The sequence below is a fragment of the Microcoleus sp. AT3-D2 genome (assembly GCF_036705715.1).
Classification (GTDB): domain Bacteria; phylum Cyanobacteriota; class Cyanobacteriia; order Cyanobacteriales; family Microcoleaceae; genus Microcoleus.
The window spans coordinates 14,838-40,128 of the sequence record NZ_JAUBVE010000071.1; the positions used below are offsets into that span (position 1 = coordinate 14,838).

Below are 25,291 nucleotides of genomic sequence, written 5' to 3' on the forward strand. Positions count from 1 at the left end.
GAGTATTTAGGCGGTTGAATCTATTTCAGGTAAGTAGTATTTTGGCGGCGATTGTTTGGGTAGTAGGGAGTCCTACTCTGACAGTTAATGTTGCCATAAATCATGGAAGTGAGCATAATTTGTTAGCCCGATCGCCCTGTCCGGCAGATTTAGAAACTTTGGTCGATCGTCTGTTGCAAGATTTGCCGAGTTATGCTAATCGCGTAATTGTGCGATCGCACTTTTCTCCTAACACTAACACACCGTCCGGTTACGCGCTGCCTCAAATAATTTTAGCCGGTCGCCCGGAGTTTGAACCGTTACCTTTAAATTTTGAAGATGCGCTTCCTGAAAATGCCAGTCAAGTTTTCATTACTACTTTGGAACGGCAGTATCGCGGGGGAAACCCCGTCGAAATTGAGCAATATCATTGGTTATTTTTCACTAAAACGGAGAACGGATGGGAGTTGGCAAAAATCGTTTCTCGGTTTGGTACTGCGGCGGATATTCGTCCTTTATTAGGCCAAGATAGTGAAAGCGAAATTGCTCAGGCTATTCGTTTGTGGTTGCGCGATTTTCATGCAAAGCCATAACTTTCGCTGGTTACGATGATTTTTTTTACACTTAAAAATAGCCTCTTGACAGCACATCATCTTCGTCTAGTTCATCTTTACCAATCATCCCTTCAATCTCCCTTAAAAATCTCATAAAAACTTCCGGTGCAAAGGGGTTGTCATCGAGATGGTTGACAAAATAATTTTTATTTTTCTTTCTTCCCTCTACCGTACTAAAAGCACTTCTTATATTAGATGATAAGCGTTTTGCTTTTCTCAAAATTAGTATCTCATCAATAGCTGTGAGTGATGAGCTAATCGGCGACATATCAAGCCACTCACATAGCAAGAAATACTTGGCTCCTGGTACACTCAATTTTACATCCAGGGCAGTTGCTGCGCCCTCTTGAAACATGGTTTTATCAAGATTTGTTTTACACTCAGCCGCAACATAAGCAATATTTGCCTCGCGGGATGTAGTCTCCTTAAAATCTTGGTTATGAGAGGCTTTTAGAAATATTTTTCTACTAATCGCAAAATCTTGATCCTTGGCTCGAATACTCATCCCACCGCCTTTTGGACTGAGTTTTAAACTTGACTCAAATCGTAGGGATGAAAAACACTGTGTTGGGCCAAAGGATAATTCTTTGTCCTTTAATGAATCTGCAAAGACGGTTGTAACTAAGATAGGTATAAATTCTTCAATAATTGAGTTGTCAAGTTTTAATTGCCCTTTTTGACGGTACAAAAAATCATTGTCACTGTCAAAAATTAGTTCAACGTCAATGTATCGCTTATAGGAGGTTAGATGGGATACCATCTCTGGAACAACTTTCAGATCATCCCCCCTGATGTTTTTAAGCGTTTCCAACCATTTTTTATAGTATTCGATTGCTTGATTAACACGCCGTTTATCTGTAGGAGGTAATTTCACGTTATCAAGTAATGCTGCTAGTTTGTCCCCATGTGGTTGAGCTAAATTAAACATAATTTTCTTCTTTTTGGTTGAGTATTTCAATGGTTTTCCGTGAACGCTGCAGATCGAAATAAGGTGAGGGCTGTACTGTGGCAACCTTATCGATAGCATCCTTGATTTCATCTTTTACTTGTTCATTCGCTACGGAATAAGCAGATATTAAAGCTTCTATAGAAAGAATTCTGGCTTGATGTATTGCAAAATAATACTGTAAGTCTTCTCTTTTTGTAAAGTGTAGTATATCTTCTTTTATAATTTTTCCATAACGATTTACAAAACTTCTTTCTTGACGGATATCTAAGCTAATTCCCAATACTTGACGAGCAACTTCGGCAACTAACTCCCCGTTTAAAAAAGGCGTTCCTCTAATATTTGATTCTTTACCTACTACAAATATTATTCTACTGTTAGGGCTGCATATTCTTAACAATTCTTGCAAAGTATAAGCGATGTCTAAGCAATATTGAATGACAGTTAGAAATCTATTACTTCTATGCTTGCGATTAGAACCAAACTCTGATTTGGCTACCTCTAAAATTTTCCAGTTTAGTGCTTCAGTGGAACCACGATACTGCTGATGATAGTTGAATACATTGATATAAGGGGGGGAGGTAATCACAAGATTGACGCTGGAGTTTTGTAAGGGAACGTGTCTTGCATCGGCATTGTAGGCATTTATAGGTTTTTTACTATAGGGTAGTTTAAGGACAAAAGTAGCGATATTTTCCGCAAGTGTAAAAACTCTTGATTTGGTAAGTTTTTTGTTTTTTAAGTCTAGCAATATCACTAATGCTTCATGTAGAATATTAAGGAATATTTCTTCCTCATCAACGGCTACGTCTACAATTTTATCTATTAACTCATTGGGTGTAAGTTCTTTTTGTATTGTTTGGAAGAGTGGCATTCTCTCCCATATCTCTGTTTTTAGTTGAGCAAGAAAACAATTGATACATTTTTCACGCTTTCTTGGTGAAAGAGTGATGAATTTATAAGTGTTAGCTAGGATTAAAGCGGCTGGATTTATTTCTGTTCCGCAGGCTGCCAATCCGAATCTTCCTGCCTCATATAAAACTGTTCCACTACCTAAAAATGGATCAAAAATCACACTATTTTTATTGGCATATTTAGCAATCAAAGTTTCGATGAACTGGGGTGAAAATTGCCCTTTCCAAGGAAGTGGATTAGTACGTTGTTTATCTTCAATGTCTAATAGTTCTTGAGGAATTTCTTGTCTATTGATCGGAGTTTCACTAAAAATACTAGAGACAACCATAATTCGGATTTTTACTACGGGGCGTGAATTTATGAATGGAAAGCGGGAACTTGTTTTGTAGATGGCAGGTAAAAATCAGAGATTGTTGGTGAAACCAGCCCCCTACCAATGGCGAATGAAAATTAATTATAATTTTTCGGTGGGTGGGGGCGGGTTTTAAGATTGTGGGTAAAAATCCGAGATTGTGCCTCAAACCTGCCTACAAATCAACAAGAAAAATCGATTATAATTGCTCTTTGAATTCATCCATTTTAGCCTTGATAGCCTGCATATCTTGCCACATATACCATTTCGGAGTTTCCGGTTCTCTGGAGGGATTTCGCAGCAAGTACGACGGGTGAAAAATCGGCATACACAAACGATTTTCCCATTCAATCCATTGACCTCTGATTTTACTAATGGGCCGCTTGTCACTTAACAAACCTTTGAGGGCTGTTGCACCAGTTAATAAAATAATTTTGGGGTCTAAGATGCGGATTTGTTCGAGCAAGTAAGGTTTGCAAGCTTCGATTTCTTTTGCTGTCGGAGGGCGGTTGTTGGGAGGGCGACATTTGATGACGTTGGCAATGAATACGTCGGTTTCTGCACTCAATCCCACGGATTCTAAAATCTTATCTAACAGTTTGCCCGATCGCCCGACGAAGGGCAATCCGGTTTCGTCTTCGTTTTGTCCGGGCGCTTCTCCCACAATCAAAATTGAGGCTTGAGGATTGCCGCGCCCGATGACAGCGTGAGTGCGCGTATTGCCTAATTCGCAGCGGTGACAGCGGTTGCAGTGCTCGCCGATTTGTTCCATATTTTGATAAGTGCCCGGAGGAATGGGAATTTTGGCATTTGCTGGTATTGAGTCTGTTTGGAAAGTGGCACTTTGATTGTTGTCAAAAAGGCTGAGTTGCAAGTCGCTGGACATACTTTTTACAATTAGGGAGTTTTTTTTGAGCCTAGAGTTTATAGTTTAGATCGGGTTGTGTGATTTGAGATTGGCTAAAAGCTTGTGTGCGATGCTGTCGATTCCCTACGGGATAGCTACGCTCGCGCGTACAATCTCCAATTAACACTGGCACAATCTCCAATTGTTTGGTTGAGCTCGTACAGGCAAAAATATGTTCTCTAACCCGTTTTTTGACGATCGCGCCGATGCAGGCGAAAAACTGGCCGAGGCAGTTGTGGACGAGTTCGGCAAGTTGAGTTTAATGACACAGAAGGCGGTGCAACCGATTGTTTACGCCTTGCCGCGCGGGGGTTTGCCCGTTGCGGTGCCGATTGCGCGTCGCTTGGGCTGTCCTTTGGATGTGGTTGTTGCGAAGAAAATTACTCGCCCAGATAATTTAGAATTGGCGATCGGGGCTGCAACTGCTGACGGTCATGTCCTCTGGGAAAAGCAAAAGCAGCACAATTTACGCTTGCAAAAATCAGCACTGCCCGTGGCTCAAAATAATGCTCAATCTCTGCTGGCGGATTTATCTCCGGGACGCCCAAATATCAGCGCGGCTGGGGCTTTGGCGATTTTGGTAGATGACGGCATTGCTACGGGGATGACGATGGCTGTGGCGGCTAAGGCTTTGGAGTCGCAGCAACCGATGGCTTTGTGGATTTGCGCGCCTGTCGCCCCGGCAGATTTGATGGGATTTTTGGCCAAAATGGCCGATAAGTTGATCGTTCTGGAGACTCCTCACCCTTTTTACAGTGTCAGTCGCTTTTATGGGCAATTTCCGCAGGTTGAGACGGCGGAGGCTTTAAGGTGTTTGCAGCAACAAACTGAATGGCGATCGTAGGTTAAGCTAGAAGGCTAAATCTAAAAGCTCGATCGCTAACACATGAGACCTTGGCAATATTGGTTGGACACTTTGATTCTGTCTACTCAGCACAATCCGCCTCGCTTTGTTGAGTTGGTGATGTTGACTTTGGCGATGATGTTGCTGGGGCTGTGGAGTGTAACATTGCAGTGGCAGTATTTAACGTTGTCTTTGAGTTATATAATTGGTTCGTCTTTTTCAATTTTGGTGCGGGAATCCATCGGCCCACGGCCTCAATTTCAGCTAACTCATCTGACAGCGTTGCTGTTATTAATCATCAGTTTTTATAGTTTTGCTGAACTGATTAGGTAGTTAAAGCCGTTTTGAGTTGTAGAGGCGGGTTTGACAATGTGATTGCGAAGGTGGTCAAGCAATTGCATAACTTATATAGCAATCCTCAGCGGGTTGTGAACTCGATGTTTTTTTGAACTAACCGCGAAGAGGCGAAGGAAGAGAAGATCGAGAGTTCATCAATAATTAGCCATCATCCTATATTCTCATTAGATTGATGTAAAATTATGCGGTTCCCGGCAGGATCGAAGGCATAGATTTCTAGACCGTGAGAAGCTTTGATAATTTCTCCATTTGGCGGATAACCTAAAGCCCAAATTCGGGCGATCGCAGTTTCGAGATTGCTGACTTCCAAACACAAGCTAATGCCTGTTTTTGCTCGATTGGCAAATTCCGATTTGTGGGAATCTTTGGGTTTGAATATGCCTAGTCTTAAGCCTGGGAGTTGAAATTCAGCATAAGTATTGGGAATGTAATGGTTTGGTTCTATGTCGAGAAATTTTGTGTAAAATTTAACGAGAACTTCCTTATCAAGGTCGGCTAAAGTCACGAGGGCGGCGCTGTATTGGAAACTCATATAAATTGGTAAGGGGTAATAGGTAAGGGGGAATTGATAATTATAACTTTCTCTCTATTTAAAATCCTCCAATTCGTCCGATAATTTGGATTTTACCTTGTCGAGATCCTTTGAGAATCACAGCTTCGCCACTTTGCGGTATAATATCAGTAATCGCGGTAATATTTACTTGATGCGTTACCATAATAATCGCGCCTTTTGTGTTGCGGTTGTCAACAATTAATTTGCGAATTGTCGCTGTTTGTTGGGCTTCTTTGCTGTTGTCGCTAAAGAACGAGTTCAGCGCTGGGAACGGTTCGACTTTGCCTAAATTTATCAGTTTTGCTGTTTCCAAACACCTACACCACTGACTCGATAAAACTCTGGCAACTTTGATGTTGCGATTGCGAAATTCGGCTCCAATTTGCTTGGCTTGGGTTCTCCCTTGTGCTGATAAATTGCGCTGGGTGGAACAGTCGCCCAACTTAAAGTTAGCAGGATCTCCCGTACCTGGGGCGATCGCGTGTCGCATTGCTACCACCAACCCCGTCTCATCCCGCTGCAACAATTGCCACCCTGCTTGAGTTTGCGCGTTGGTTGCTGCGTGAGAACTTGCAGTTGCAATCATTAAGCCGATCGACAATACTAAAGCTAGCAATCCGAAAAACCATTTCCAGTTAAGGTAAATCCGCGCAGCCATTGGTGCAGAAGTTAGAAATTAACTTATCATATTATAATACAACAAATATTGCTCTATGGAACTCACCAATTTTATTGCTCTGTCTGTCATTATTGCCCTCGTGCTGGGGATTGGGTTTGGAACAATGACTTGGGCTTACTTCGGCAAGGGCAGCATTTCTGTACTCTTTAAAGAACCAATTTTAACTTACCCAGAATTTCCCGATACCGACAGCGGCAGTAAAGCTTCCGTTTATTTTCAACAAGGAATTGAGGCTTATCAGTCAGGAAAGTACCGCAAAGCAAAAGATAAGTTTACCAGCGCTTTAGAACAAGTTTCAACTTTGGCAGAAGCTTACCACAATCGTGCCTTGGCTTTTGCAAATTTGCGATCGGATGACGAGGCTGTTGCAGATTTGATCCGTGCCAGCGAATTATACCAACAGCAGGAGGCTGGATTTGCGATCGACACGATCAAACAAAATCTTGCAGCCTTGAAGCAGCGCAAGTTAGAACGAGAAAAACAAAAAGCAGTAGGGACATGAATTATTAGGTTTTGCCCATGAAACTAAACCAAAACCTAGAGTTTTGGCCTTAAAAACCCGGTTTCTTTAATCCTTTCGGCAAAGAAACCGGGTGAGTTTATTACATAATTTATATTAAAGTTGAACATCAAGATTTAACGTTGTCCCAAACAGCTAAACTTTTCTGGCATCTTCTATTTGGTCGATTTTAGCAATCAGCATTTCTTGGCTAGATGCCACAACTCGATAATTAGTAATGGGATCGTAAGCTTCCCACTCTTGAGTCACTTCGCTGTCTTGCCAAAAAAACCATTCCCGGTAAATTTCGCCGTCATCAATGTCGCCGCACAAGGGAAGCCAATCATCTCCTCCCAAGCTCTCAAAATCTCCTCCTACTAAGTCAATCCAAGCTGCAAAGATACAAGAGTCAATAGCATTATTATTAACAGTGACTGCGTTAGAGTGAAGAGAAGTTTCGGGAAAACAAAGTGTGGATTTCATAAGCTGTACCTGAATGTTATGTTATTAATTTATAAAAAAATCCTCTACGGCAGTGACAGCAGAATGCCACTATCCTAACCTCCACAGTTCCCACCTCGAAAAACCTTGACACCCAAAGCGCTCAAATGCCTCTGCTGTATGACTTGAGACCGCTTTGAGTCAAGTGGCTACAGAGGCTAAATTGAGCCACTTTGCCAACTGGCATAGAAGAAAGCCCGATCGACCAAATATTGCTGTCGAAGGATCTCGCGCATTAAGGAGCGAAGACAGCCGGACTGTCAATTGTATACTGGGTAAATTGGCGAGTTTCAGTACAGTTTTTGTGGTAAAATTAGCAGTAACCAGACTTTCGTACCGACAGCCTGGTTTAGTCAAAAGCTTTCCAACGAGCTTTCCAATCGTAGTGCGATCGCCCGTTGTGATTTATTGTTAATTTTGCCAAGTCCCGATCGACTGTTAGTGGGAAAAAATTATGGAAGCAACCAACCAAGAAGGAATTATCAATCTGACAATCCACTATACCAACGGCAAACAGCAACACTTCCAGTTCATTGCGCCAGAGGGAACAGTAGGAGAGCAAGCAACTTTAGGCACTCGCCTGCACAAAATGTTGACTGCAGACCCGATAATTCTCGAATTGGCAGATAAACTGGTAGTTATCCCAGTTCACAACATACAAAGTATTGAAATATCGCCGATTCCTCCCAAATTGCCAGAGGGTGTCCTTTACCCAATGCGAGAAATCAAGAAATAGCTAAGCTGTTCTGCATCTAAATTTAACTGAAGAAGCGGGGTAAACACCTATGTCATACAGAGTTTGAAGAAACATAAGTGTACCAATTAAAGGAAAAAAAAGTTATTATAGATAAGGAGGACAATCCCAAAAAATTTTGCTGGTCGTGCAACCAGTTCTGAAAAAAAATGCAATAGTAGACAAACTCCCAACCCTTATATCATCGCTCATTCTCAATCTAAAATTTACAATCTAAAATTTAAAATAGTATGACGTTATATCTCACATGAGTGAGGGGAATAATTGCAGGTTTTACAGACTTAAACTTACCAGAAAAAATGCTAGAGCTCCACTGTCACACTACTTATTCCGACGGCACTCTCACCCCTGCCGAACTCGTAGCCGCCGCCGCTTCATCGGGGGTTCGCGCCTTGGCTGTCACCGATCACGATACGATGTCGGGTTGGGATGAAGCCTTCGCAGCCGCTGCTTTGCACGGTATCGAAATAGTCCCCGGGCTCGAACTCAGTACAGTTCACAACGGCCGATCGCTGCACATTTTAGGTTTTTATCCCGATGCAAATAAGTTGCGCGTTCCTTTGAATGATCGCCTGGAAGGAAGGTTTCGCCGATCGCAGGAAATGGTCGAAAAATTAGCAGCAATGGGATACGCGATCGAACTGCCAAAAACATCCCCAGGAATGGCACCGGGAAGGCCTCACATTGCCTCTGCACTTGTAAAAGCCGGTCACGCGAAATCATCGCGGGAAGCATTCGATCGCTGGCTGGGAGATGATGGCCCGGCTTATGTTCATTACGAGAAATTCTCGATCGTCGAAGGGATTGATTTACTGAAAAGTTGTGGCGCAGTACCAGTTTGGGCTCACCCTTATTTATTTCGCGGCGGCGCTGTTGAGGAAGTCTTACAAGAATTAGTAGATGCTGGTTTAATGGGAGTTGAAGTATACCATCCCAGCCACAGTTCTAGCCAAATCCAAAAATTGAAAGATTTGTGCCTTCATTACGGTTTGCTGGCAACTGGGGGCAGCGATTATCACGGCCCCGATCCTGAAAGGAAAGCAGCAGATAGCACCCAATTGAATATGCTGCATTTGCCGTTAGAATTGCTGGAACCGATTAAAGTTGCTGCGGCGAGTTTGAAATAGTTTTTTAGGACGAATTTTGCTGATGTATACAGTTGTCAAAAAAAGGAATCCTTCGCTTTTTGAGTGAGTAATTTGCACTAAGTCAGTCATCAGAAGAAGACCGAGGTCAAGCAGAATATAAATTAATATGAAGTTAAAGGCAATTGCAGGCGAGTTGATTTTACAATGTTACTAAAGCAACTTGCCAAACGGAGCTTATTATGAGTACAGAAGACAGAGCTAAGGCGATCGGCAAAAATTTAGAAGGCAAAGCTCAGGAAATTTTCGGTAATATTACGGGCAACAGAAAAGACCAGGTTGAAGGCAAAGCCAAACAAGCGGAAGCCTCCGCCCGCCACGCAGCAGAAGATGCAAAAAATGCGGTGAAAAATCTGGCAGATCAAGCCAAAAGGTCGATCGACAAATTGTAGAAACCGCGCTATACCAAATCCTGGCTAATAGAATTCGCTTCATATCAAATCCTTTGCTATCAATAGGGTTTGATATGATTTATTTTTTGAATGTGCAGAAACTGGGTGACTCCTGCGATATCCCTTCAAAAGCGCAAGGGAGAAGTCCCTATTGTAAACCCCCCACCCAACTCAACCCTAAAATTCATTACAATGAATCAATGGAAAATATCTAATTGAAAAGAGATGGCTCAAAATAATTTACTGTCTCGCATCTCAATCGACTCTGGCGTTGCTGATTTATGGTATGAAAGGCTAAATAGGCCTGTCATGGAAACCAGTATCCACAAAGCTTGGGGATTTTCAACTTATTTTTTTCATACCCTGATTAAGCAACGCCTCGATTGCTACTCAAACCCCGATTTCAAGATTTGAGCTAACGCCTCCTTAGTCGCGATCGGGTTGAGTGCAGCGCTGTTGATAAATTTGAGCTGCTTTATCTGTAGGATTGCGGCGCAGGCACTCAGCAAATAATCGCTCAGCATCTCTAAGCTTTTGCAAATGATAGAGTACCAAAGCTTCTTCAAATAGCGTTCTCGTGGCTAACTTGCCCTCATAAGTCTCAGGCGAATCGGCATCGAAAACTTCAAACATCGATACCGCTTTTGATTTTCCCTTAACTTTTACGCGATCGATAAGGCGGATAGCATACTGGTTAGAATCTGGCAAAGACTGGAAAGTGTGGTGACTAATTAACAGCGAAATCCCATATTGTTTGGTCAAGCTTTCTATCCGCGAGGCTAAATTCACTGCATCGCTAATCACCGTGCTATCCATCCGGTTTTTTCCCCCAACCGTACCGAGTATTAAAGAACCTGTATTGATGCCAATGCCAATCTTAATCGGCACGTATCCAGAAACGATGCGATGTTGATTATATTCAGCAAGACGACGCAGCATATCAATTCCTGCTTTCACTGCATTATCTGCCTCACCACTAAATAGAGCCATAATTGCATCGCCAATATATTTATCAATAAACCCTTGGTTTGCAGTAATGGCTGGCTCCAGACGCGACAAATAGGCATTAATAAATTGGAAATTGTCTTGAGGGCTCATACTTTCCGATAAAGTTGTGAAGTCACGAATATCGGAAAAGAGTACCGACATTTCCTGTTGAACTTGATCCCCTAATTTAACATCAATAATGCTCTCTCTATTCAAAATTTGGAGGAACTGGGAGGGTACAAACCGCTCAAAAGCCTGGTTAAGTTCGGTGAGATTATTGTAGAAGCGGGCATTTTCAATAGAAATTGCTGCCTGAGAGGAAAGCAGATTTAAGAGTTCTAAACGCTCTGGAGTAAAAGCCTCTATGGTTAGATTATTTTCTAAATAGATAATTCCTGCTAGCTTACCTTGATGTTGGAGAGGGAAGCACAAAATTGATTTAGGCTGATGTAATTTGATATAGGGGGAATGAGCAAATTTAGGGTCATTAGCAGCATCGCTCAAGACGACGCTTTCCCGCGTGCGAGCTACATAGTTAACAATTATATGAGAAATTAAAAGTTGATCCCCAGGTTCCCCGACAGACTTGATAGGGATTGACTGCAACACAGTCACAGCCTCTTCATCCACAGAACCCTCAGCTTCAATTAGCAATTTCCCCTTAGTTTCCAGAATTAGAAAGCCCTTTTGCGCTCCGGCATTCTCAATAATAATCCGCATCAATTTTGCCAGTAATTTATCTAGGACAATTTCTTCCGATAGGGTTTGCGAAGCTTTCATAACTGTGGTCAAATCCATCTCAAAAGAATTGCTCCTGCCAGTTGTGGTAGGCGGCGTAGATAGCTTTGTGCTAAGTGTTCCCCGGTTCGAGGGCGTTCTTTGTAATAACTGAGGATAGCGCTTATCTAAATCGTTCATCTTAGCTGTTGCGCCCCAGCGTTGGTAGCCATAGTGGGCTTCAATCATGTAGAGTTTAGCAATCTTTTCTTTGCCTTTACCTAACCAGAACTTGGCTGCTAGTTCCGACGCTAGCGCTTCATTCTGCAAAAATTTATTTTCTCGGGCTGACTCGATCGCTTGGTCATACAAATCCTGCGCTTCCAGAGTATTTCCTGTAATTCGCGCCAACTCAGCTTCGATGAGCAGACGTTGATGAAGGTAGGTGCTCGGACAATGTTTACTCCAGAGTTGGAATTTCTCAAGATTTGATTTAATCTTCTCCAGGTACAGTGCTTGTTTTTCAGCATCAGCCGAGTCATACCCCACTGATAAAGCTAGACATTGATGAAAATGGAAAGCTGGATTAATAAAAATTCCCGTCGCGCCTATCAAATATTTTTCGGCAGCGTTAGCATAGTCGATCGCCTTCTCATAATCTGAATACCAGTTGGCTAAAGACAATTTACAGGCTAATTCTATAAATACCGTGAATAAATCATTTTTTTCAAGGCAAGACTTAATGATTTCCTTGGCATTCGGCCATAAGGATTCATCAAGAACACTCCAATCCTCAACGGGTTCAATCAAATTATAAATGGTTGCTTTAACCGCATAATAATATTGCACCATGTTGGGGTCAACTTTTTTTAAGCCCGGTATAATCTTATCAATTTTTTCTGATAATTCTTTTAACGAATCAGTCCCCCAAAAACACATAAACAAAAAGTTGATTGCACAATATCCTGCCCATTGATAGGCACCGTTTTCCACCCCGCTATAATAACCTCTCATTAAATGCTCTTTGGAGCGATCAAGATGTTCAGTATAATGGGAAACAAATCCTCCCCACATATTCAAAATTAATGCTTCATAACGCTTCATTTGATACTTTTCATCGTTCAATTTTAAGGCTAAATTTCCAAATTTATAGGCGGTTTCAAAATCTTGCGCTACAAAGGCAAGGGTTAACGAATAATAGATATACCCAACTGAAGAGTGAGGACTGTTCCCATAGGCGAGGGATAGCTCAATCATTTCTATGCCTAGGATGAACAGCAATCTCGACCCTAAAAAGTAAGAGGGAGGGACACATTCTCTGAGGAGTACCATAGCAGCAAGTTTTTCAGGGTCTTGCATTTCAGGAAGGTCTATAAAATCTTCAAGTTTCCTGGCAGCGATCGTCTCATTAGCCTGATTCACTGCTGCCATCAGTTCATCTTCTTCAGGAAACGCTTTCAACTTGATTCCCAATAGATCGAGGGTCTCTACTCCCAGATTTAAAGAGGATTCCAAATCATTTTTCATTCGATATAACGTCACTTTATATTCGTTAACTTTACATCGATCCAACAAACTATTGATATGCTCAAGGGTTTCATCAAAAGTTAATAAAGCCTCGTCCCATCTAGCCGTTAAATATTCTATTTCACCTTTTTCAAGGTGATATGAAAATGTCCGTTGATAGTCCTCCTCCCAGCTATTAGGCGGGGAAAGTTTTATCGCGTTTTTTATATAGATTAATGCGGGTTCATAAGCTGAAGAGAATTTAGCTTTTCTTCCAGCGATTAGATTCAAGTTGGCTAATTGTTCTCTTTGCCCTTTATCAACGAGCAATGATTCTCCTTGGTTTAGGTGATTGACTACATCAAAAATCCGTTCTTCTAAATCATGATCTTCAAAACTTTTTAACAGAAGGCGACCAATTTTCAAGTGAATTTCTTGTTTATTTTTTTCGTCAATCAGCGAGTAAGCTGCTTGCTGTACCCGGTCATGCAGGAATTTATAATCTTCAATTAACAGTTCTTCATCTAACTCGGATGTGGGCAATATTAACCCGGACTGAACTGCTGCTGTTAGGTCTTTATAAACTTCCGATGTTGATTTTTCACTGATGATAGAAAGGGTGCTTAAGTCGAAATCAGCACCTACACAAGCTGCTAAGCGTAAAACTTGCTGTGTAACTGGAGGCAGTTTCTTCACCTTACCAATCATCAACTCCACCACATTGTCAGTAATGCCCTGAGCTTCAATGTTTGAAATATCCCACTGCCAGCCGTGACGTTCAAAATCAAAAGTTATCAGGTTTTCGGTATGTAGGGTTTTGAGAAACTCATAAACAAAGAAAGGATTGCCTCCAGTTTTATGCACTACCAACTCGGCTAAGGGTTTTACTGAAGAGGCATCACTGTGCAAAGTATCGGCAATTAACTGGCTAATATGCTTGCTATCTAAGGGAGCTAAGGTAATAAAGTTGATAGTTGCCCCAACATTCCGTAGCCCATCAAGAGTCATCATCAACGGATGAGTGGGGTTGACTTCGTTATCCCGATACGCCCCAATCAGAAACAGGTATTGCGTATCCGCATCCGTCATCATCAGTTCGATTAAATTGAGCGTTGCCGAGTCTGCCCACTGCAAATCGTCTAGAAAAATGACTAAAGGATGCTCTTTTGCACAAAAAGCCCGAATAAAGTTTTGGAAAACCAAATTAAAGCGATTCTGGGACTCAGCAGGGCTTAATTCCGGCACGGGTGGTTGCTTGCCTATAATCAGTTCCACTTCCGGAATCACTTCAATAATCACTTGTCCATTGGAACCCAAAGCAGCCAGGAGTTTTTCTCGCCAAAGGTTTAGTTGTGCTTCGCTTTCAGTTAACAGTTGGCGCATCAATCCCTGAAAGGCGCTGACGAAAGCTGAGTAGGGAATATTGCGCTGAAACTGGTCAAATTTTCCGGAGATGAAATAGCCGCGCTTTTGAGTGATGGGTTTATGAATTTCGGCAACCAACACTGATTTACCAATTCCGGAATAACCCGCCACTAGCATCATTTCAGTTGTGCCTTCACTCACTCGGTCAAATGCTGTTAGCAAAGTTTCAACTTCTGAGTCTCGTCCATAAAGCTTTTGGGGAATTTGAAACTTGTCAGAAATATCCTTAGAACCGAGAGGGAAATTTGCTATAGTCCCATTCGCTTGTAACTGAAAGAGACATTCTTCTAAATCAGCTTTGAGTCCCCAGGCACTTTGATATCGTTCCTCTGCCATTTTCGCCATCAGCTTCATGACAATATCGGAAAGGGCTTGAGGACAAGGTTCTTTCCCTCTCTCCCCCTCTCCTCCTCCTAAAAGATGAGGGGGTATTGGCTGTTTGGCGATATGACAATGCACCAGTTCCAACGCATCGGTACTTTCAAAAGGTAACTGTCCCGTCAGTAGTTCGTAGAAGGTAAATCCGAGAGAATAAAAGTCAGTGCGGTAATCTAAAGAACGATTCATTCGTCCCGTTTGCTCCGGTGAAATATAGGCTAAAGTGCCTTCTAAAACATTGGGATTTTTCAGCGTAGGATTTTCGCGGGTTAATTGAGTGGAGATCCCAAAGTCGATGATTTTGATAATTTCTGTTTCTGGGTTAAAAACGATATTGGCAGGATTAATATCTTTATGAATAATATTGGCAGTGTGAATCTCGCCCAATATATCTGCTGTTTTTATGGCCAACTTGAGGAATTTCTCTAGAGATAAAAGAGGCCCTACATTTACAGAACCCTTGAATAATTGCTTTAAGGATGATGCGCCAAAATCCTCTAAGATAATCACCAAACTTCTTTGATACGGTTCTAAGGCATAAGTTTTAACCACACCATCTATGTTCAGATTGCGGGTGATTTCATATTCTTGCTTATATCGGGTTAGCTCAGAGGGGGTGGGATAGTCTTGTTTCAAAACTTTGAGAATTACTCTTTTGTTGTCTTGTTCTCGAATCCCTCGATAGACATCCGAATTGACACTTTCATAGATTTGAGCTAAAACTTGAATTCCAGGGACTTTAATCATGTTTGGTTCCTTCACTTAGGCGGTCATGAATCTCACGGGCGATGGTCAAGGACTGCTGATGGTACTCAATCGCCTTGGCATAGTTGCTCAGGGAAGCGTAAACATTTTGCAGATTACCCAATGCTGCCCCCTCACCTTAACTGTCTTTAATATGTCGGTAGAAAATAAACGTTTGTTAACAAGACTCAAGGCTTCTTGAAATTGACTTGTCTGACCCTACTGAATTCCTCGCTCGAACAACTTACTATAGCAGCCAAAAGGCTAGTATTTTTTCTAATATTCCTCTAAGGATAGCCGAGACGCTTGCGGATAGTATTGAGACTGACTCCTTCATTAACCAGTTCGATCGCGTGTGGGTGTCTCAGTTCCTGGATGGTACAGCTTAAGTAGGTAGGCGGTGTAAAACCTAACTATGTAAACGATGGTAAAGTATCCTTAGCCCTAAGCGTGGCTGACTGAGCAATGTTTACATACAGTTACATGGTTCAGTTTAAGCCCGCCTACTTACTTAGTATCATGAGTTTAACACTCCTCATAGCGAGGAATTTCCCTAGGATACAGCGAATTAATTCCCTGTCGGAATTTCGGCTAAATGCGCTATTTCACCTACATTAATCCCCGTTAATCGGCTCTTAAAAATCGGGTTCCGCAGCCAAAAGCTCGATCGACAAATCCATCTGTTCCTTCCCCCGCGCCAAAAATTTTTCGCACTCCTGCCAACACTCTACAGCCACCCCAAACTGCTCGAAAACCTCCTCTAGAGGCAGCTCTCCCGATTCCACCCGATCGATAATCGCTTCAATTCGATCGACCGTTTCCTCATAATTCCAGTCAGACTGGCGCAACTGCGAATCAATCATAACTTTTCTGCCGCATCCAATACTTCTATAATCTTAACTTTCAGCACGCCCCGACTCAACCTCACAGTCAATTCCTCTCCCAATTCCAAACCGTCAGTTGTGCGGACGATCGTACCGTCACTTTGGATTACCGCCGCATAACCCCTTTGCAAAACCGCAGCCGGATTCAGTGCGGATAACTTTTCTTGCAATACCTCCAGTTTACCAGTTGCTTGCCGCAAAGTTCGGGAGGTCGCAGGCAAACGTTTTAATCGATTTTGTAACTGTTGTAAATGCTCTTCTTCAGTCTCAAATCTTGCCCGCACAGCGTTTGCTAAATTGACCATTCGCTGCTTGTGTTCAAAGTAAATATCTGCTAAAATTGGTACAGCTTGAGCGGCCGCCGCAGTGGGAGTGTGGGCTCGTTTATCTGCTACTAAATCGGCGAGAGATTCGTCTCTTTCGTGCCCGATACCAGTGATAATTGGAATCGCACAATTGGCGATCGCCCTGACAACTCTCTCATCATTAAAACAAGCCAAATCTTCCGCAGAACCGCCGCCCCGCCCTAGAATGATCACATCAGCCCTACCGTCCAATTCTACGCGGGTGATCGCCCTAGCAATGGCAGCAGCAGCCAATTCTCCCTGCACTCCTGTCGGCGACAGCAACACCCGCAAACCCGGATATCTTTGGGCTAGAGTCCGCTGAATGTCTCCCCAAGCAGCGCCAGTATCGGATGTCACCACGGCCACAATTTGCGGGTGTGTGGGAATCGGGCGCTTTCTGGCGGGATCGAAGAAACCCTCAGCATCCAAGCGCGATCGCAATTGCTGCAACCGCAAAGCCTGCAATCCTGCCCCAGCCGGTAGCGATTGCACAACAGTCAACTGGTACTCGCCGCGATTTTTGTAAACCCGGATGCTTCCCAAAACCAGCAACTGTTCCCCTTTTTCCGGGATTTGCACCAATTTTTGCCGCTGAGAATTCCACACCACGCAGCGAATAGCAGCGCTTTTGTCGGTGTCGCACAGAGTGAAAAAGCAGCCGCTGGGGTGGTGCGAAACGTTCGACACCTCGCCTGTCAGCCAAACTGATTGCAGGTTGCGATCGCCCTCCAACAAGTCTTGCAGGTAAGATGTTAGTCCGGCAACAGATAAAGCTGTATCGGGAAGAATTGAAGTCATCCAATTTTAGATTTTAGATTTTAGATTTTAGATTTAGGCTACTATCAATACTTCGGACAGTGTGCGATTGCCAAGCGTAAAATAAGGGTGTCAGGACGATTGCAGCATCGACTTCCTAACGAAAAATCAAGGGTTTCCGACTAGGATCTCAAAATAGTCCGGACTATTGTAGTATATCTAAGGTAATTTATTTGTAGGCTGAGCCGGCGATCGTAAATTTAACTGCAAACAAACTAATGATATCAGATACAATGACTTCGATGAATGTGCTGCGCCAAGAGGCTGCGGCGATCGGCATTACTGAGGAAGAAGCTAGAAAATATGGCGACCTCCGACATAAAAGAACTTGGTCTTTGGCGATCGAACATCACCTCTCTATGCAAGATTTTGCCGATCGCATAGAACAATCCTTCACAACTTCCGAACCCGATTCCTCCAGCGCACTCAACCACTCTCCGACTGAAGAGTCGAAAGACTATGGTATTCAGCTAACGGCGAACCTAGGCGAATCTAGAGTAACCAGGGAGAATCCAACAGCATCTCTTGCTTCGCCACAACAGCAAGCAGTAGCAATCGGGCGATCGCACGGTAATTCCGACCACAGCAGCAACCAAAACCGAGGTTTTAAACAAGTAGTTCAAAATCATATTAAAGCATTAACAATTGCATCCGCCTCCCGCATAAATCTGCCCCCTTCACAACTGGGCAATTGGGTTTGTCCTGAGTGTGGGCACGATGGCGAATTGGATTGTTACCTTTGCGCCGGAGAAGGCACTGTAGGGGACATTGCAGCTATTGGCTGGACGCTAGCTTATATGGAAATGTTGGGCTGTTCTGCTCGCGAAATTGAACCGTTGAGAAAAATTTCGCCTTCATCGAATATTCTGGAATTGAATTTAAAAGTTTGTATTGCTATCAAACAAAGTAGCGAAGTTTTAGCCAGGACGGAGAAATGGGTAATTAGTCATTAGTCATTAGTTATTAGTCATTAGTTATTAACTCTTAGTTACCTGAAAGCTCAACCAAATTAAGTATTGATTCTAGCTTTTTCAAAGCAACTTCCAAATCGTCATTAACAACTTGGAAATCAAATTCGCCCGCAGCTTCAATCTCCTCTTTAGCCCGCAGCAAGCGACGGGCGATCGCACTTTCGGAATCTTGACCCCGACTCCGCAGCCGCCGCTCCAATTCTTCCCAAGAAGGAGGTAAAATAAAAATTCGCAGCGCCTCTGGAAAATTATTCCTAATTTGCCTAGCCCCTTCCAACTCAATTTCGAGGATTACCCATTTTCCCTCACCAATTCCTTGCTTGAGACCAAAATAAGGAGTACCGTAAAAATTACCGGCAAACTCAGCCCATTCTGCCAACTCTCCAGCCTCAACCATTGTTTCAAAGCGGCTGCAGCTGACAAAATAGTAATGCTTTCCCTCAATTTCTCCCTCACGGGGCGATCGAGTTGTCACCGATACCGAAAGATACAATTTGGGATGGCGATTGAGGAGCGATCGTACTAGGGTGCCTTTCCCCACACCGCTAGGCCCCGTCAGAACAATTAATTTACCAGATTTCATTTTTAGAAAAGAAACGTGTAACAATTTAAGTTTCCGCTTACTTTAGACTGTAAACGCTCAAATTGCAACTGAAAAACCTCAATCATCCCGACCTTGAGCGTCTTTGCTGATCACAAAACGATTAGCAACCGTTTCCGGCTGAATCGCCGAGAGGATGACGTGACTCGAATCTGTAATAATTACCGCTCTCGTGCGGCGGCCGTAAGTTGCGTCAACCAGTTGTCCCCGCTCCCGCGCATCAGTAATAATCCGCTTAATTGGCGCTGACTCGGGACTGACAATGGCAATCACTCGATTAGCAGACACAATGTTACCAAAACCGATATTAATTAATTGAATATCCATGAAAATCTTAATCTGTAGGTGAACGATTGACTATTAATCCTTACTTTTTATCATATAATATACAAAAAAAATTTTTGATAATTCTCAAATTAATCCCAAATAAGTTTTTTAGTTTTTACCTAAAAATTTTACCCTTTTGACGCCGAGTACCCCGTTCTTTATCAAAAATTTAAAAAACACTCGTTGTTGCCGCTCTATCTTAAAGATTCGGTAAACTCCTCTATTTTTAGTTGCAAATAAAAGCATTAGCTGTATCGAGAAAACAGCCAGTAAATGTTGCGAAATATAAATTTAGTCTCAGGGAAAGAAAAACTTAAGTATAATCAGTGATCAATGACAGTAAATATTCGCAAAAGCTGGTTTTATCAGCCTTCAACCTAAACTAAAAGCTGCTGGCGATCCTCTTCGAGGGCTTCGCTAACGCACTTTCTGGGCGATTTTCCACCAAAAGATGGGGGATGATGTGCCAAACTACAGATGTTTATTGCATGATGTTCTACAATAAAATGGGTTTGCAGTGATGACTAAATTCCTGATAAAGTTTGAGAACTTTAGTCCTCACCGCAAACATTTTGAATTCAACAGGACTCAGACCCAAAAGTGGTTTTACGCGTGAATTATAGCGGTAATATCATGTCCGAGCGATTAACCATAATATCCCGACCGGGGCGGGTTTTTGAGATTGTCAATTATTGACCGGTATTGTGGGTGAACCCGCCCCTACGAAAATCGCGGTCGATCGACCGGACATGATATAAGGTGCGCCGCAGCGCACCCTACACGTAGAGGATATGCGTAAATCTGGTTCAACAAAAAACAGGGATTAATGCAGATAAATTCACCCGCATTAATCCGCAGTTATTCCACAGTAGATTAAGCTGCAACTAAACCGCTGTGTCTCAACAAAGCTTTAGTGCTCGGTTCGCGTCCCCGGAAAGTTTTAAACACTTCCATCGGGTGCAAACTGCCGCCCAATCCTAACACTGTATCTCGGAAGCGCTTACCTGTAGAGGCGATCGCACTTTCATCTTCCAAACCCGCTTCCTCAAACGCCGCAAAAGCATCAGCGCTGAGCACTTCCGCCCATTTATAACTGTAATACCCCGCCGCATAGCCGCCCGCAAAAATGTGTCCGAAAGCGCACAAAAATGCGTCTTCTTCCAGAGGAGGCAAAACTGTGGTAGTTTTAGCGATACGGTTGCGGACATCTGCCACAGTTTCGCTGCCGCCCGATCGATAGCGGTGGTGCAATTCGATGTCAACGCTGCTAAAATGTACCTGCCTGAGCATGACGGTGCCGCTCATGTAGTGGCGCGCTGCTAGCAGTTTTTGGTAATAGTGTTCCGGCAAAGTTTCCCCGTTTTCGTAATGCTTTGCCATCCCGAACAAAGTAGCGCGGTGGTAACACCAATTTTCCATAAATTGACTGGGCAATTCCACCGCATCCCACTCAACATTATTGATGCCCGAAGCCCCCGGATAGTCTACCGTTGTCAGCATATGCTGCAAACCGTGACCGAATTCGTGAAACAAAGTTTCGACTTCCAAGAAAGTCATTAAACTCGGTTTGCCGTCAACCGGAGGACTTTGGTTGCACACCAAATAAGCCACCGGCAACCGCGTGGTTGTCTTTCCGGCTTCCACAAATTTAGCGCGCACTACGCACTCGTCCATCCAAGCACCGCCGCGCTTTTCTTCGGGGCGACTGTAGGGGTCTAAATAGAAATTGGCGATCGTATTTCCGGCTTCATCATCTATTTGGAAATAGCGCACATCTTTGTGCCACACAGGAGTTTGACCGTCCGCCGCAGTTACTGTCACGCCAAATAGCCGATTTACTAATCCAAATAACCCCTCTAATACCTGTGGCAAAGCAAAATAAGGTCGCAATTCTTCGGCACTAAAAGCAAACTTTTCTTCCCGGCGCCGTTCCGACCAAAAACCAATATCCCAGTGCTTCAAATCTCCAGATTCCGCCGCGCCTTTTTCGGCAGCAAAAGCTTTCAATTCTTCTAAATCTTTGACAGCAGCATCATAACTAGCCTGACGCAATTCTTCTAACAAAGCTTCCACTGCTGTAACGTCGGGAGCCATTTTGCTCGCCAAGCTCAATTCGGCATAACTGCTAAACCCCAGCAAAGCAGCTTTTTCCTGGCGCAAAGCTAAAATGCGATCGGTCAACGGCCAGTTATTCAATTCTCCGCTACTTGCTCTGCCGATAAAAGCTTTGTACAACTTTTCGCGCAAGTCGCGGCGGGTGCTGTGCTGCATGAAAGGGCCGTAACTCGGAAAGTCTAAAGTAATCCGCCAAGGGCCGTTTTCGGCATCGGCATTTTCTTCGCCGGCGCTGCGAGCGGATTGAGCGGCTAAACTCAACAAACTCGGTGGCAAACCGTCAATTTCGTCTTTGTTTGTGAGGGTGATGCTGAATGCTTTGGTAGCGTCGAGGACGTGATTGGAAAATTGGGTAGTAATTTCAGCCAATTCTAATTGAATGGCATTAAAACGCTCTTTTTGCTCGCCTTCTAAACCGACCCCGGAGAGTTGGGCATCTCGGAGAGCGGCTTCGACAATTCGCTTTTGAGCTGACTCTAAGCTGTCCCAATTTTCGCTAGCCCGCAGTGCTTTAAAAGCTTCATAAAGCGGTTTGCTTTGACTGAGCTTGCTCCAAAATTTTACTACTTCCGGCTGCACTGTTTCGTGAGCCGATCGCAGTTCCGGGCTATTTTTCACGCCCATCAAATGTCCGACAATGCTCCAGCTCCAATTTAAACGCTCTCCGAGTCGCTGTAATGGTTCTACTAAGCCGCTCCAAGTCGGCTCTACAGACGATTCTAAGGCAGCTAGCGAGGCTTCTAGTTCGGTCAGCAGTTGGGTGATGGCGGGGACTACGTGTTGTGCTTCGATCGCGTCAAATGGGGGCAATCCTTGACCGATTAGTAACGGGTTATCAGCAATAGTTACGGTTGCAGTCATTTAATTTTCTTGTAACAGGTTGAAGACAGGTGAATTAGAGAGATTAGCTTTTAATCTTTTAACACAGTTGTCGAAAAAGTAGGACTCGATCGGGCGAGAGTCACAGAGTCGGAGAGTGTCGAGGGTGTCCGATAGGAAAAGTATTCCTTCTGACTGATGACTAATGACTGCTGACTAATGACTACTGACGGTTCTCTGGTGTGTGCTGCAACTCCTTGACAACTGAGATTAAGCGCTTGAGGTGAGGTTTGACAACTTCTTGCTGCTCGTGTTCCAAACGGTGGATTTGAGCTTGGACGATCGACAAATCCGGAGTCGATTGGTGCGCGGGAGCTAGCAGTTGGCTTTGCAAATTGGCCATGACTTTCTGGATTTCCAAAAATCTAGTATTTACTACTTCCCAGTCATCTCGGCTGATAGAAGTTTCTGCCAAGCCTTGCGTCGCACTTTGCAGTTGCTCTATAGCCTGTTCTACAGCTTGGAGATGCGCCGATTGGTCAACTGATAAATCTTGCAGTTGTGTGCTCACCTGCTGGCGGACATCGAGCACAGCAGACCCCACGATTTCTTGCAAAGAAGCTACCGACTCTCCTAAACTCAGCAACTGCCGCTGAATATCTATCGACTCCTCAAAGCCCTCAGCCCTAGGCAGTGCAGCCATTTGCTGGCGCAGCGCTGCAATATCTGCAGACAACTGCTTGCGTAATTTAACAATTACCGTCACCGCCGTTTTTTCGACTTTATTGACAGACTTTTGGACTTGGGCCATTTCCGAATTTTGATGCACCCGCACTTGCTGCTCGAACCGATACCGGTTAGCAACATTCAGCGACAAAGCCAAGGTTAGGGGAGCCACCCCGTAAAAAGCTTGACCCGACACTGCCACCGCCAGGGAACCCACACCAGAGGCCGCCAGAGAGGCGTACTCTGCCAGCTCCAGCCAGTGCCTTTGAGGAAAACTTGGTCTCAAGTGGTTTGCAACAGAGGGTTTTGGCTTCCGCACGGCTCTTTGGGTCATAGTATTTGCTCGTTGTTGGTAAGGTTGCGAGATTGGGTGGAGCATCGATTTCTATCCTTTTTTCAGTTATATGTTTTAGATTATTTCTTGGCACTCTTCTATTTTTACCTTTGTGAGTAAGTTAAGGATGACTGCCATATTATTATGTATTTGGGAGCCTGTGGCGATCGCGCCCAATTCCGGCTGTTAAAAGGTTCGCCCCAACGCGCCCTCTATTTTACAGGAGTTAGCGCGATCGGGTTCGGGCGATCGACTTTCGCCGCTGCTGTGGCCAACCGAACAATGCCTAATACTATTTTAGTTTTTAGATTTGAGATTAAAAATTAAAAAAATGCGACCTACTGAGAGCGATCGTCGTTTGGAGCTTGTCGGGAGTTGCCTTGTTGTTCGCGCATTGGTATAATCTACTCTTTCTCGATAGCACCGCTCAAATTTACTGTAAAAATTGACCAATGAACTCAGAAAAACCCGGAATTGGCGATCGGCTAAAGTCTATTTTTAGTATCGCAATCTTTATCATTCTCGTACTAGGAGTAGGCTTTTTAAGCGTTAATTTTATTTTAGCTATTTATGCAAAACTTTCTTAAAATTAGGACTTAGCACGGGGGCCCAGAAACCGGGTTTTTTGCGAGAATATTTTGTCGCAGCCACAGATTCCATGAAAAACCCGGTTTCTTTGGCTTTGATGCGTAAGTCCTGAAAATGACTGATGAGTAACGTTCTTTTTTTTGATTTCCAACTTCGCCGAAGTTGTCGGGAATGTGGAATATTGTGTTTTTTTCAAAATTTATCATAATTTCAACTGTAAAGATTGTGGTCTGGGTCTAGCCAGACAATATAAAAAACATTTTCACTAAAAAAGCCATGCACCCTGCCGTATTCATTAGCAGATATTTGAAACTGGTAGGGAACATTTACTAGCTCGTCTTCATTGGGAATGCCAAAGCCATTAGGTTGAGTAGTATTTTTCCAAACTATACCATGACAGCGCAGACTTTTACTCTGATTATTGATAACTTCTTGAGCATTCAATTGTGACAAATCGCGCAGCCTTCTCAATAGAGATGCTAGATATTTAGCATCTCTACCGCCAATTGAAAACTTATCTTTATCATCCTGATAATACCTGAAAGAAAAACTAACTCCTTCCGGTATTTGTATTTTCACAACCTCTCTCGGTGCTGAAGATGGTTGACTACGAATCTCTGTATCTTGTCTTTTTTTATGCTTCTTCGATGACACGGGTTTTGTAAAATTTTCTCATTGATTCCTTCGTAATAATAGCATGAGAAGGTTCATCTTTTGGCAACTCACCTCTAGCATTAATCCAAGGATCTTCACGGCGCACCATCAATTCTAACTCATAGGCATCCCGAAAGAGGTAATCATCGGACAACTCGTCTAAAAACTCTTGTACTTCTTCGGGAAACTCGGGTTTTTCGACTTTTTTCAGAATTGGCTTCCAGTCAAATTGTTCTTTGTATTCGTAAAATAAAGCCGGGATAGTCGGCCCGTGCACCCAAGCTTCAAAATCTTCATCAAACAGCGGTGTATCCTCAAACGCGAGATACCAGGCTTGGGCGTAGTACAAGAGTTTTTGTAGCTTGTGGTTGCTGAGATAGGAGCCGACATCATTGGCAAACCAGATGTAGTAATCAGCGAGTTGGGAGGCTGTTGTGACTGTAGTTATTGTGGTCATCTAACTCGATTCAATAAGTTTTGTATTCTATGATAGCACAGTCACCACTCTTTATGATTGGGCGGTTGAAACCGCTTCTTGTCAAACAAAGTCTGCCTCCGCAGACTAAGAAAAAAAAGGTTTATTAACAATGGTGCAACATCTCCGTTACAATCCTTTGATATATTGCTTCAATACAGGTGACAAAGTGTAAAGACTTGCTTCTTTTTCTATCAAGCAGCGCCGCGAGAGAGATTGCAATGCGTTTAGCAAATATGATGATGATATTTGTCCGTTTTGTAGCAATTTGGCGACGTTGACTGGCTGGTTTTCTGTCGCAAACAATGACAGGACTTGTTTTTCTAGTTCGGAAGTGCGATCGAACTGCTGCTGTAAAACATCTGGGTGCATCTCAGTTTGGCAAATACATCAAATTGAAAGTTGACCGTTGAGATAAGCACAGCGAAGAGCAAGGATAG

The 25,291-nt window shown here is 43.4% G+C and carries 25 protein-coding genes and 1 pseudogene; 10 read left to right on the top strand and 16 right to left on the bottom strand.

Annotated features, from left to right (window positions below; translation table 11 throughout):
• Window positions 1–14 precede the first annotated feature (14 nt).
• The gene (locus tag QUB44_RS23985) at window positions 15–572 is read left to right on the top strand and encodes a hypothetical protein (RefSeq protein ID WP_333371375.1); all 558 of its coding nucleotides are present in this window, start codon (window positions 15–17) and stop codon (window positions 570–572) included.
• Window positions 573–603: 31 nt separating this feature from the next.
• Here QUB44_RS23985 and QUB44_RS23990 read toward each other — a convergent pair whose 3' ends face one another.
• The 3 genes from QUB44_RS23990 to QUB44_RS24000 form a co-directional block, all read right to left on the bottom strand.
• Entirely contained in the window at window positions 604–1,521 is a 918-nt protein-coding gene (locus QUB44_RS23990; RefSeq protein ID WP_333371377.1) for a Bpu10I family restriction endonuclease, read from the bottom strand.
• Window positions 1,514–2,782, bottom strand: coding sequence for a DNA methyltransferase (locus tag QUB44_RS23995; RefSeq protein ID WP_333371379.1), 1,269 nt, complete (start codon window positions 2,780–2,782; stop codon window positions 1,514–1,516). The genes QUB44_RS23990 and QUB44_RS23995 overlap by 8 nt, the downstream gene beginning before the upstream one ends.
• 223 nt (window positions 2,783–3,005) lie before the next feature.
• The gene (locus QUB44_RS24000) at window positions 3,006–3,692 is read right to left on the bottom strand and encodes a uracil-DNA glycosylase (protein ID WP_333371381.1); all 687 of its coding nucleotides are present in this window, start codon (window positions 3,690–3,692) and stop codon (window positions 3,006–3,008) included.
• 193 nt (window positions 3,693–3,885) lie between these two features.
• Here QUB44_RS24000 and QUB44_RS24005 point away from each other — a divergent pair, with 193 nt between their 5' ends.
• The gene (locus QUB44_RS24005) at window positions 3,886–4,557 is read left to right on the top strand and encodes a phosphoribosyltransferase family protein (RefSeq protein ID WP_333371384.1); all 672 of its coding nucleotides are present in this window, start codon (window positions 3,886–3,888) and stop codon (window positions 4,555–4,557) included.
• 42 nt (window positions 4,558–4,599) lie between these two features.
• A complete protein-coding gene (locus tag QUB44_RS24010; protein ID WP_333164903.1) occupies window positions 4,600–4,890 on the top strand; it encodes a hypothetical protein in 291 nt (96 codons plus the stop codon).
• Window positions 4,891–5,062: 172 nt separating this feature from the next.
• On the opposite strand, the gene QUB44_RS24015 is transcribed toward QUB44_RS24010, so the two are convergent.
• Both QUB44_RS24015 and QUB44_RS24020 read right to left on the bottom strand, forming a co-directional pair.
• Window positions 5,063–5,446 carry a VOC family protein gene (locus tag QUB44_RS24015; protein ID WP_333371386.1) on the bottom strand — a complete coding sequence of 128 codons (384 nt, stop codon included), beginning with the start codon at window positions 5,444–5,446 and terminating at the stop codon, window positions 5,063–5,065.
• 58 nt (window positions 5,447–5,504) lie between these two features.
• The gene (locus tag QUB44_RS24020) at window positions 5,505–6,125 is read right to left on the bottom strand and encodes a histidine phosphatase family protein (RefSeq protein WP_333371388.1); all 621 of its coding nucleotides are present in this window, start codon (window positions 6,123–6,125) and stop codon (window positions 5,505–5,507) included.
• A 55-nt stretch (window positions 6,126–6,180) separates the two neighbouring features.
• Here QUB44_RS24020 and QUB44_RS24025 point away from each other — a divergent pair, with 55 nt between their 5' ends.
• Window positions 6,181–6,648, top strand: coding sequence for a hypothetical protein (locus QUB44_RS24025; RefSeq protein ID WP_333371390.1), 468 nt, complete (start codon window positions 6,181–6,183; stop codon window positions 6,646–6,648).
• Between the two features lie 153 nt (window positions 6,649–6,801).
• On the opposite strand, the gene QUB44_RS24030 is transcribed toward QUB44_RS24025, so the two are convergent.
• A complete protein-coding gene (locus tag QUB44_RS24030) occupies window positions 6,802–7,128 on the bottom strand; it encodes a hypothetical protein (RefSeq protein ID WP_333371391.1) in 327 nt (108 codons plus the stop codon).
• Window positions 7,129–7,600: 472 nt separating this feature from the next.
• Between QUB44_RS24030 and QUB44_RS24035 the strand changes: the two genes are divergently transcribed.
• The 3 genes from QUB44_RS24035 (at window position 7,601) to QUB44_RS24045 (ending at window position 9,437) form a co-directional block, all read left to right on the top strand.
• Entirely contained in the window at window positions 7,601–7,882 is a 282-nt protein-coding gene (locus QUB44_RS24035) for a hypothetical protein (protein WP_333371393.1), read from the top strand.
• Window positions 7,883–8,199: 317 nt separating this feature from the next.
• Window positions 8,200–9,027, top strand: coding sequence for a PHP domain-containing protein (locus tag QUB44_RS24040; RefSeq protein ID WP_333371395.1), 828 nt, complete (start codon window positions 8,200–8,202; stop codon window positions 9,025–9,027).
• Between the two features lie 200 nt (window positions 9,028–9,227).
• On the top strand, window positions 9,228–9,437 hold the full coding sequence (locus QUB44_RS24045; RefSeq protein WP_333371397.1) for a CsbD family protein: 210 nt from the start codon (window positions 9,228–9,230) through the stop codon (window positions 9,435–9,437).
• A gap of 426 nt (window positions 9,438–9,863) precedes the next feature.
• On the opposite strand, the gene QUB44_RS24050 is transcribed toward QUB44_RS24045, so the two are convergent.
• Window positions 9,864–15,197 (bottom strand): AAA family ATPase, encoded by a 5,334-nt coding sequence (locus QUB44_RS24050; RefSeq protein ID WP_333371399.1) that lies wholly within the window; start codon window positions 15,195–15,197, stop codon window positions 9,864–9,866.
• 206 nt (window positions 15,198–15,403) lie between these two features.
• On the opposite strand from QUB44_RS24050, the gene QUB44_RS24060 reads away from it, so the two are divergent.
• The gene (locus tag QUB44_RS24060) at window positions 15,404–15,583 is read left to right on the top strand and encodes a hypothetical protein (protein WP_333371403.1); all 180 of its coding nucleotides are present in this window, start codon (window positions 15,404–15,406) and stop codon (window positions 15,581–15,583) included.
• A gap of 246 nt (window positions 15,584–15,829) precedes the next feature.
• Here QUB44_RS24060 and xseB read toward each other — a convergent pair whose 3' ends face one another.
• Window positions 15,830–16,057 carry an exodeoxyribonuclease VII small subunit gene (gene xseB / locus QUB44_RS24065; protein ID WP_242715540.1) on the bottom strand — a complete coding sequence of 76 codons (228 nt, stop codon included), beginning with the start codon at window positions 16,055–16,057 and terminating at the stop codon, window positions 15,830–15,832.
• A complete protein-coding gene (xseA, locus tag QUB44_RS24070) occupies window positions 16,054–17,223 on the bottom strand; it encodes an exodeoxyribonuclease VII large subunit (protein ID WP_333371405.1) in 1,170 nt (389 codons plus the stop codon). Before xseA ends, xseB begins: the two co-directional genes overlap by 4 nt.
• 236 nt (window positions 17,224–17,459) lie before the next feature.
• On the opposite strand from xseA, the gene QUB44_RS24075 reads away from it, so the two are divergent.
• The gene (locus QUB44_RS24075; RefSeq protein WP_333371407.1) at window positions 17,460–18,194 is read left to right on the top strand and encodes a hypothetical protein; all 735 of its coding nucleotides are present in this window, start codon (window positions 17,460–17,462) and stop codon (window positions 18,192–18,194) included.
• 31 nt (window positions 18,195–18,225) lie between these two features.
• On the opposite strand, the gene gmk is transcribed toward QUB44_RS24075, so the two are convergent.
• From gmk to QUB44_RS24095, 4 genes are all read right to left on the bottom strand, one after another.
• On the bottom strand, window positions 18,226–18,795 hold the full coding sequence (gene gmk / locus QUB44_RS24080; protein WP_333371409.1) for a guanylate kinase: 570 nt from the start codon (window positions 18,793–18,795) through the stop codon (window positions 18,226–18,228).
• A gap of 78 nt (window positions 18,796–18,873) precedes the next feature.
• Complete coding sequence (remA, locus tag QUB44_RS24085) at window positions 18,874–19,140, bottom strand: extracellular matrix/biofilm regulator RemA (RefSeq protein ID WP_333166994.1); 267 nt, start codon at window positions 19,138–19,140, stop codon at window positions 18,874–18,876.
• A gap of 873 nt (window positions 19,141–20,013) precedes the next feature.
• Entirely contained in the window at window positions 20,014–22,116 is a 2,103-nt protein-coding gene (locus QUB44_RS24090) for a M3 family metallopeptidase (protein ID WP_333371411.1), read from the bottom strand.
• Window positions 22,117–22,297: 181 nt separating this feature from the next.
• The gene (locus tag QUB44_RS24095) at window positions 22,298–23,134 is read right to left on the bottom strand and encodes a hypothetical protein (protein ID WP_333371413.1); all 837 of its coding nucleotides are present in this window, start codon (window positions 23,132–23,134) and stop codon (window positions 22,298–22,300) included.
• A gap of 144 nt (window positions 23,135–23,278) precedes the next feature.
• Between QUB44_RS24095 and QUB44_RS24100 the strand changes: the two genes are divergently transcribed.
• Window positions 23,279–23,461, top strand: coding sequence for a hypothetical protein (locus QUB44_RS24100; protein ID WP_333371415.1), 183 nt, complete (start codon window positions 23,279–23,281; stop codon window positions 23,459–23,461).
• Between the two features lie 471 nt (window positions 23,462–23,932).
• On the opposite strand, the gene QUB44_RS24105 is transcribed toward QUB44_RS24100, so the two are convergent.
• The 3 genes and pseudogenes from QUB44_RS24105 to QUB44_RS24115 form a co-directional block, all read right to left on the bottom strand.
• Window positions 23,933–24,301 carry a hypothetical protein gene (locus tag QUB44_RS24105; RefSeq protein WP_333371417.1) on the bottom strand — a complete coding sequence of 123 codons (369 nt, stop codon included), beginning with the start codon at window positions 24,299–24,301 and terminating at the stop codon, window positions 23,933–23,935.
• 55 nt (window positions 24,302–24,356) lie between these two features.
• Window positions 24,357–24,833, bottom strand: a complete 477-nt coding sequence (locus QUB44_RS24110; RefSeq protein WP_333371418.1) for a type II toxin-antitoxin system antitoxin SocA domain-containing protein — start codon at window positions 24,831–24,833, stop codon at window positions 24,357–24,359.
• A 147-nt stretch (window positions 24,834–24,980) separates the two neighbouring features.
• A pseudogene (locus QUB44_RS24115) lies at window positions 24,981–25,214 on the bottom strand (ATPase); the annotation flags it as partial.
• Window positions 25,215–25,291: the final 77 nt, after the last annotated feature.

Bases quoted from the DNA above. Each gene is read 5' to 3' on its own strand.
- QUB44_RS24020 (WP_333371388.1), bottom strand. From the start codon at position 6,125: ATGGCTGCGCGGATTTACCTTAACTGGAAATGGTTTTTCGGATTGCTA.
- QUB44_RS24110 (WP_333371418.1), bottom strand. From the start codon at position 24,833: ATGACCACAATAACTACAGTCACAACAGCCTCCCAACTCGCTGATTAC.
- QUB44_RS24000 (WP_333371381.1), bottom strand. From the start codon at position 3,692: ATGTCCAGCGACTTGCAACTCAGCCTTTTTGACAACAATCAAAGTGCC.
- QUB44_RS24100 (WP_333371415.1), top strand. From the start codon at position 23,279: ATGTATTTGGGAGCCTGTGGCGATCGCGCCCAATTCCGGCTGTTAAAA.
- QUB44_RS24045 (WP_333371397.1), top strand. From the start codon at position 9,228: ATGAGTACAGAAGACAGAGCTAAGGCGATCGGCAAAAATTTAGAAGGC.
- QUB44_RS24035 (WP_333371393.1), top strand. From the start codon at position 7,601: ATGGAAGCAACCAACCAAGAAGGAATTATCAATCTGACAATCCACTAT.
- xseB (WP_242715540.1), bottom strand. From the start codon at position 16,057: ATGATTGATTCGCAGTTGCGCCAGTCTGACTGGAATTATGAGGAAACG.
- QUB44_RS24030 (WP_333371391.1), bottom strand. From the start codon at position 7,128: ATGAAATCCACACTTTGTTTTCCCGAAACTTCTCTTCACTCTAACGCA.
- QUB44_RS24050 (WP_333371399.1), bottom strand. From the start codon at position 15,197: ATGATTAAAGTCCCTGGAATTCAAGTTTTAGCTCAAATCTATGAAAGT.
- QUB44_RS24005 (WP_333371384.1), top strand. From the start codon at position 3,886: ATGTTCTCTAACCCGTTTTTTGACGATCGCGCCGATGCAGGCGAAAAA.
- QUB44_RS24090 (WP_333371411.1), bottom strand. From the start codon at position 22,116: ATGACTGCAACCGTAACTATTGCTGATAACCCGTTACTAATCGGTCAA.
- xseA (WP_333371405.1), bottom strand. From the start codon at position 17,223: ATGACTTCAATTCTTCCCGATACAGCTTTATCTGTTGCCGGACTAACA.
- remA (WP_333166994.1), bottom strand. From the start codon at position 19,140: ATGGATATTCAATTAATTAATATCGGTTTTGGTAACATTGTGTCTGCT.
- QUB44_RS24010 (WP_333164903.1), top strand. From the start codon at position 4,600: ATGAGACCTTGGCAATATTGGTTGGACACTTTGATTCTGTCTACTCAG.
- QUB44_RS24015 (WP_333371386.1), bottom strand. From the start codon at position 5,446: ATGAGTTTCCAATACAGCGCCGCCCTCGTGACTTTAGCCGACCTTGAT.
- QUB44_RS24075 (WP_333371407.1), top strand. From the start codon at position 17,460: ATGATATCAGATACAATGACTTCGATGAATGTGCTGCGCCAAGAGGCT.
- QUB44_RS23995 (WP_333371379.1), bottom strand. From the start codon at position 2,782: ATGGTTGTCTCTAGTATTTTTAGTGAAACTCCGATCAATAGACAAGAA.
- QUB44_RS24025 (WP_333371390.1), top strand. From the start codon at position 6,181: ATGGAACTCACCAATTTTATTGCTCTGTCTGTCATTATTGCCCTCGTG.
- QUB44_RS24040 (WP_333371395.1), top strand. From the start codon at position 8,200: ATGCTAGAGCTCCACTGTCACACTACTTATTCCGACGGCACTCTCACC.
- QUB44_RS24095 (WP_333371413.1), bottom strand. From the start codon at position 23,134: ATGACCCAAAGAGCCGTGCGGAAGCCAAAACCCTCTGTTGCAAACCAC.
- QUB44_RS23990 (WP_333371377.1), bottom strand. From the start codon at position 1,521: ATGTTTAATTTAGCTCAACCACATGGGGACAAACTAGCAGCATTACTT.
- gmk (WP_333371409.1), bottom strand. From the start codon at position 18,795: ATGAAATCTGGTAAATTAATTGTTCTGACGGGGCCTAGCGGTGTGGGG.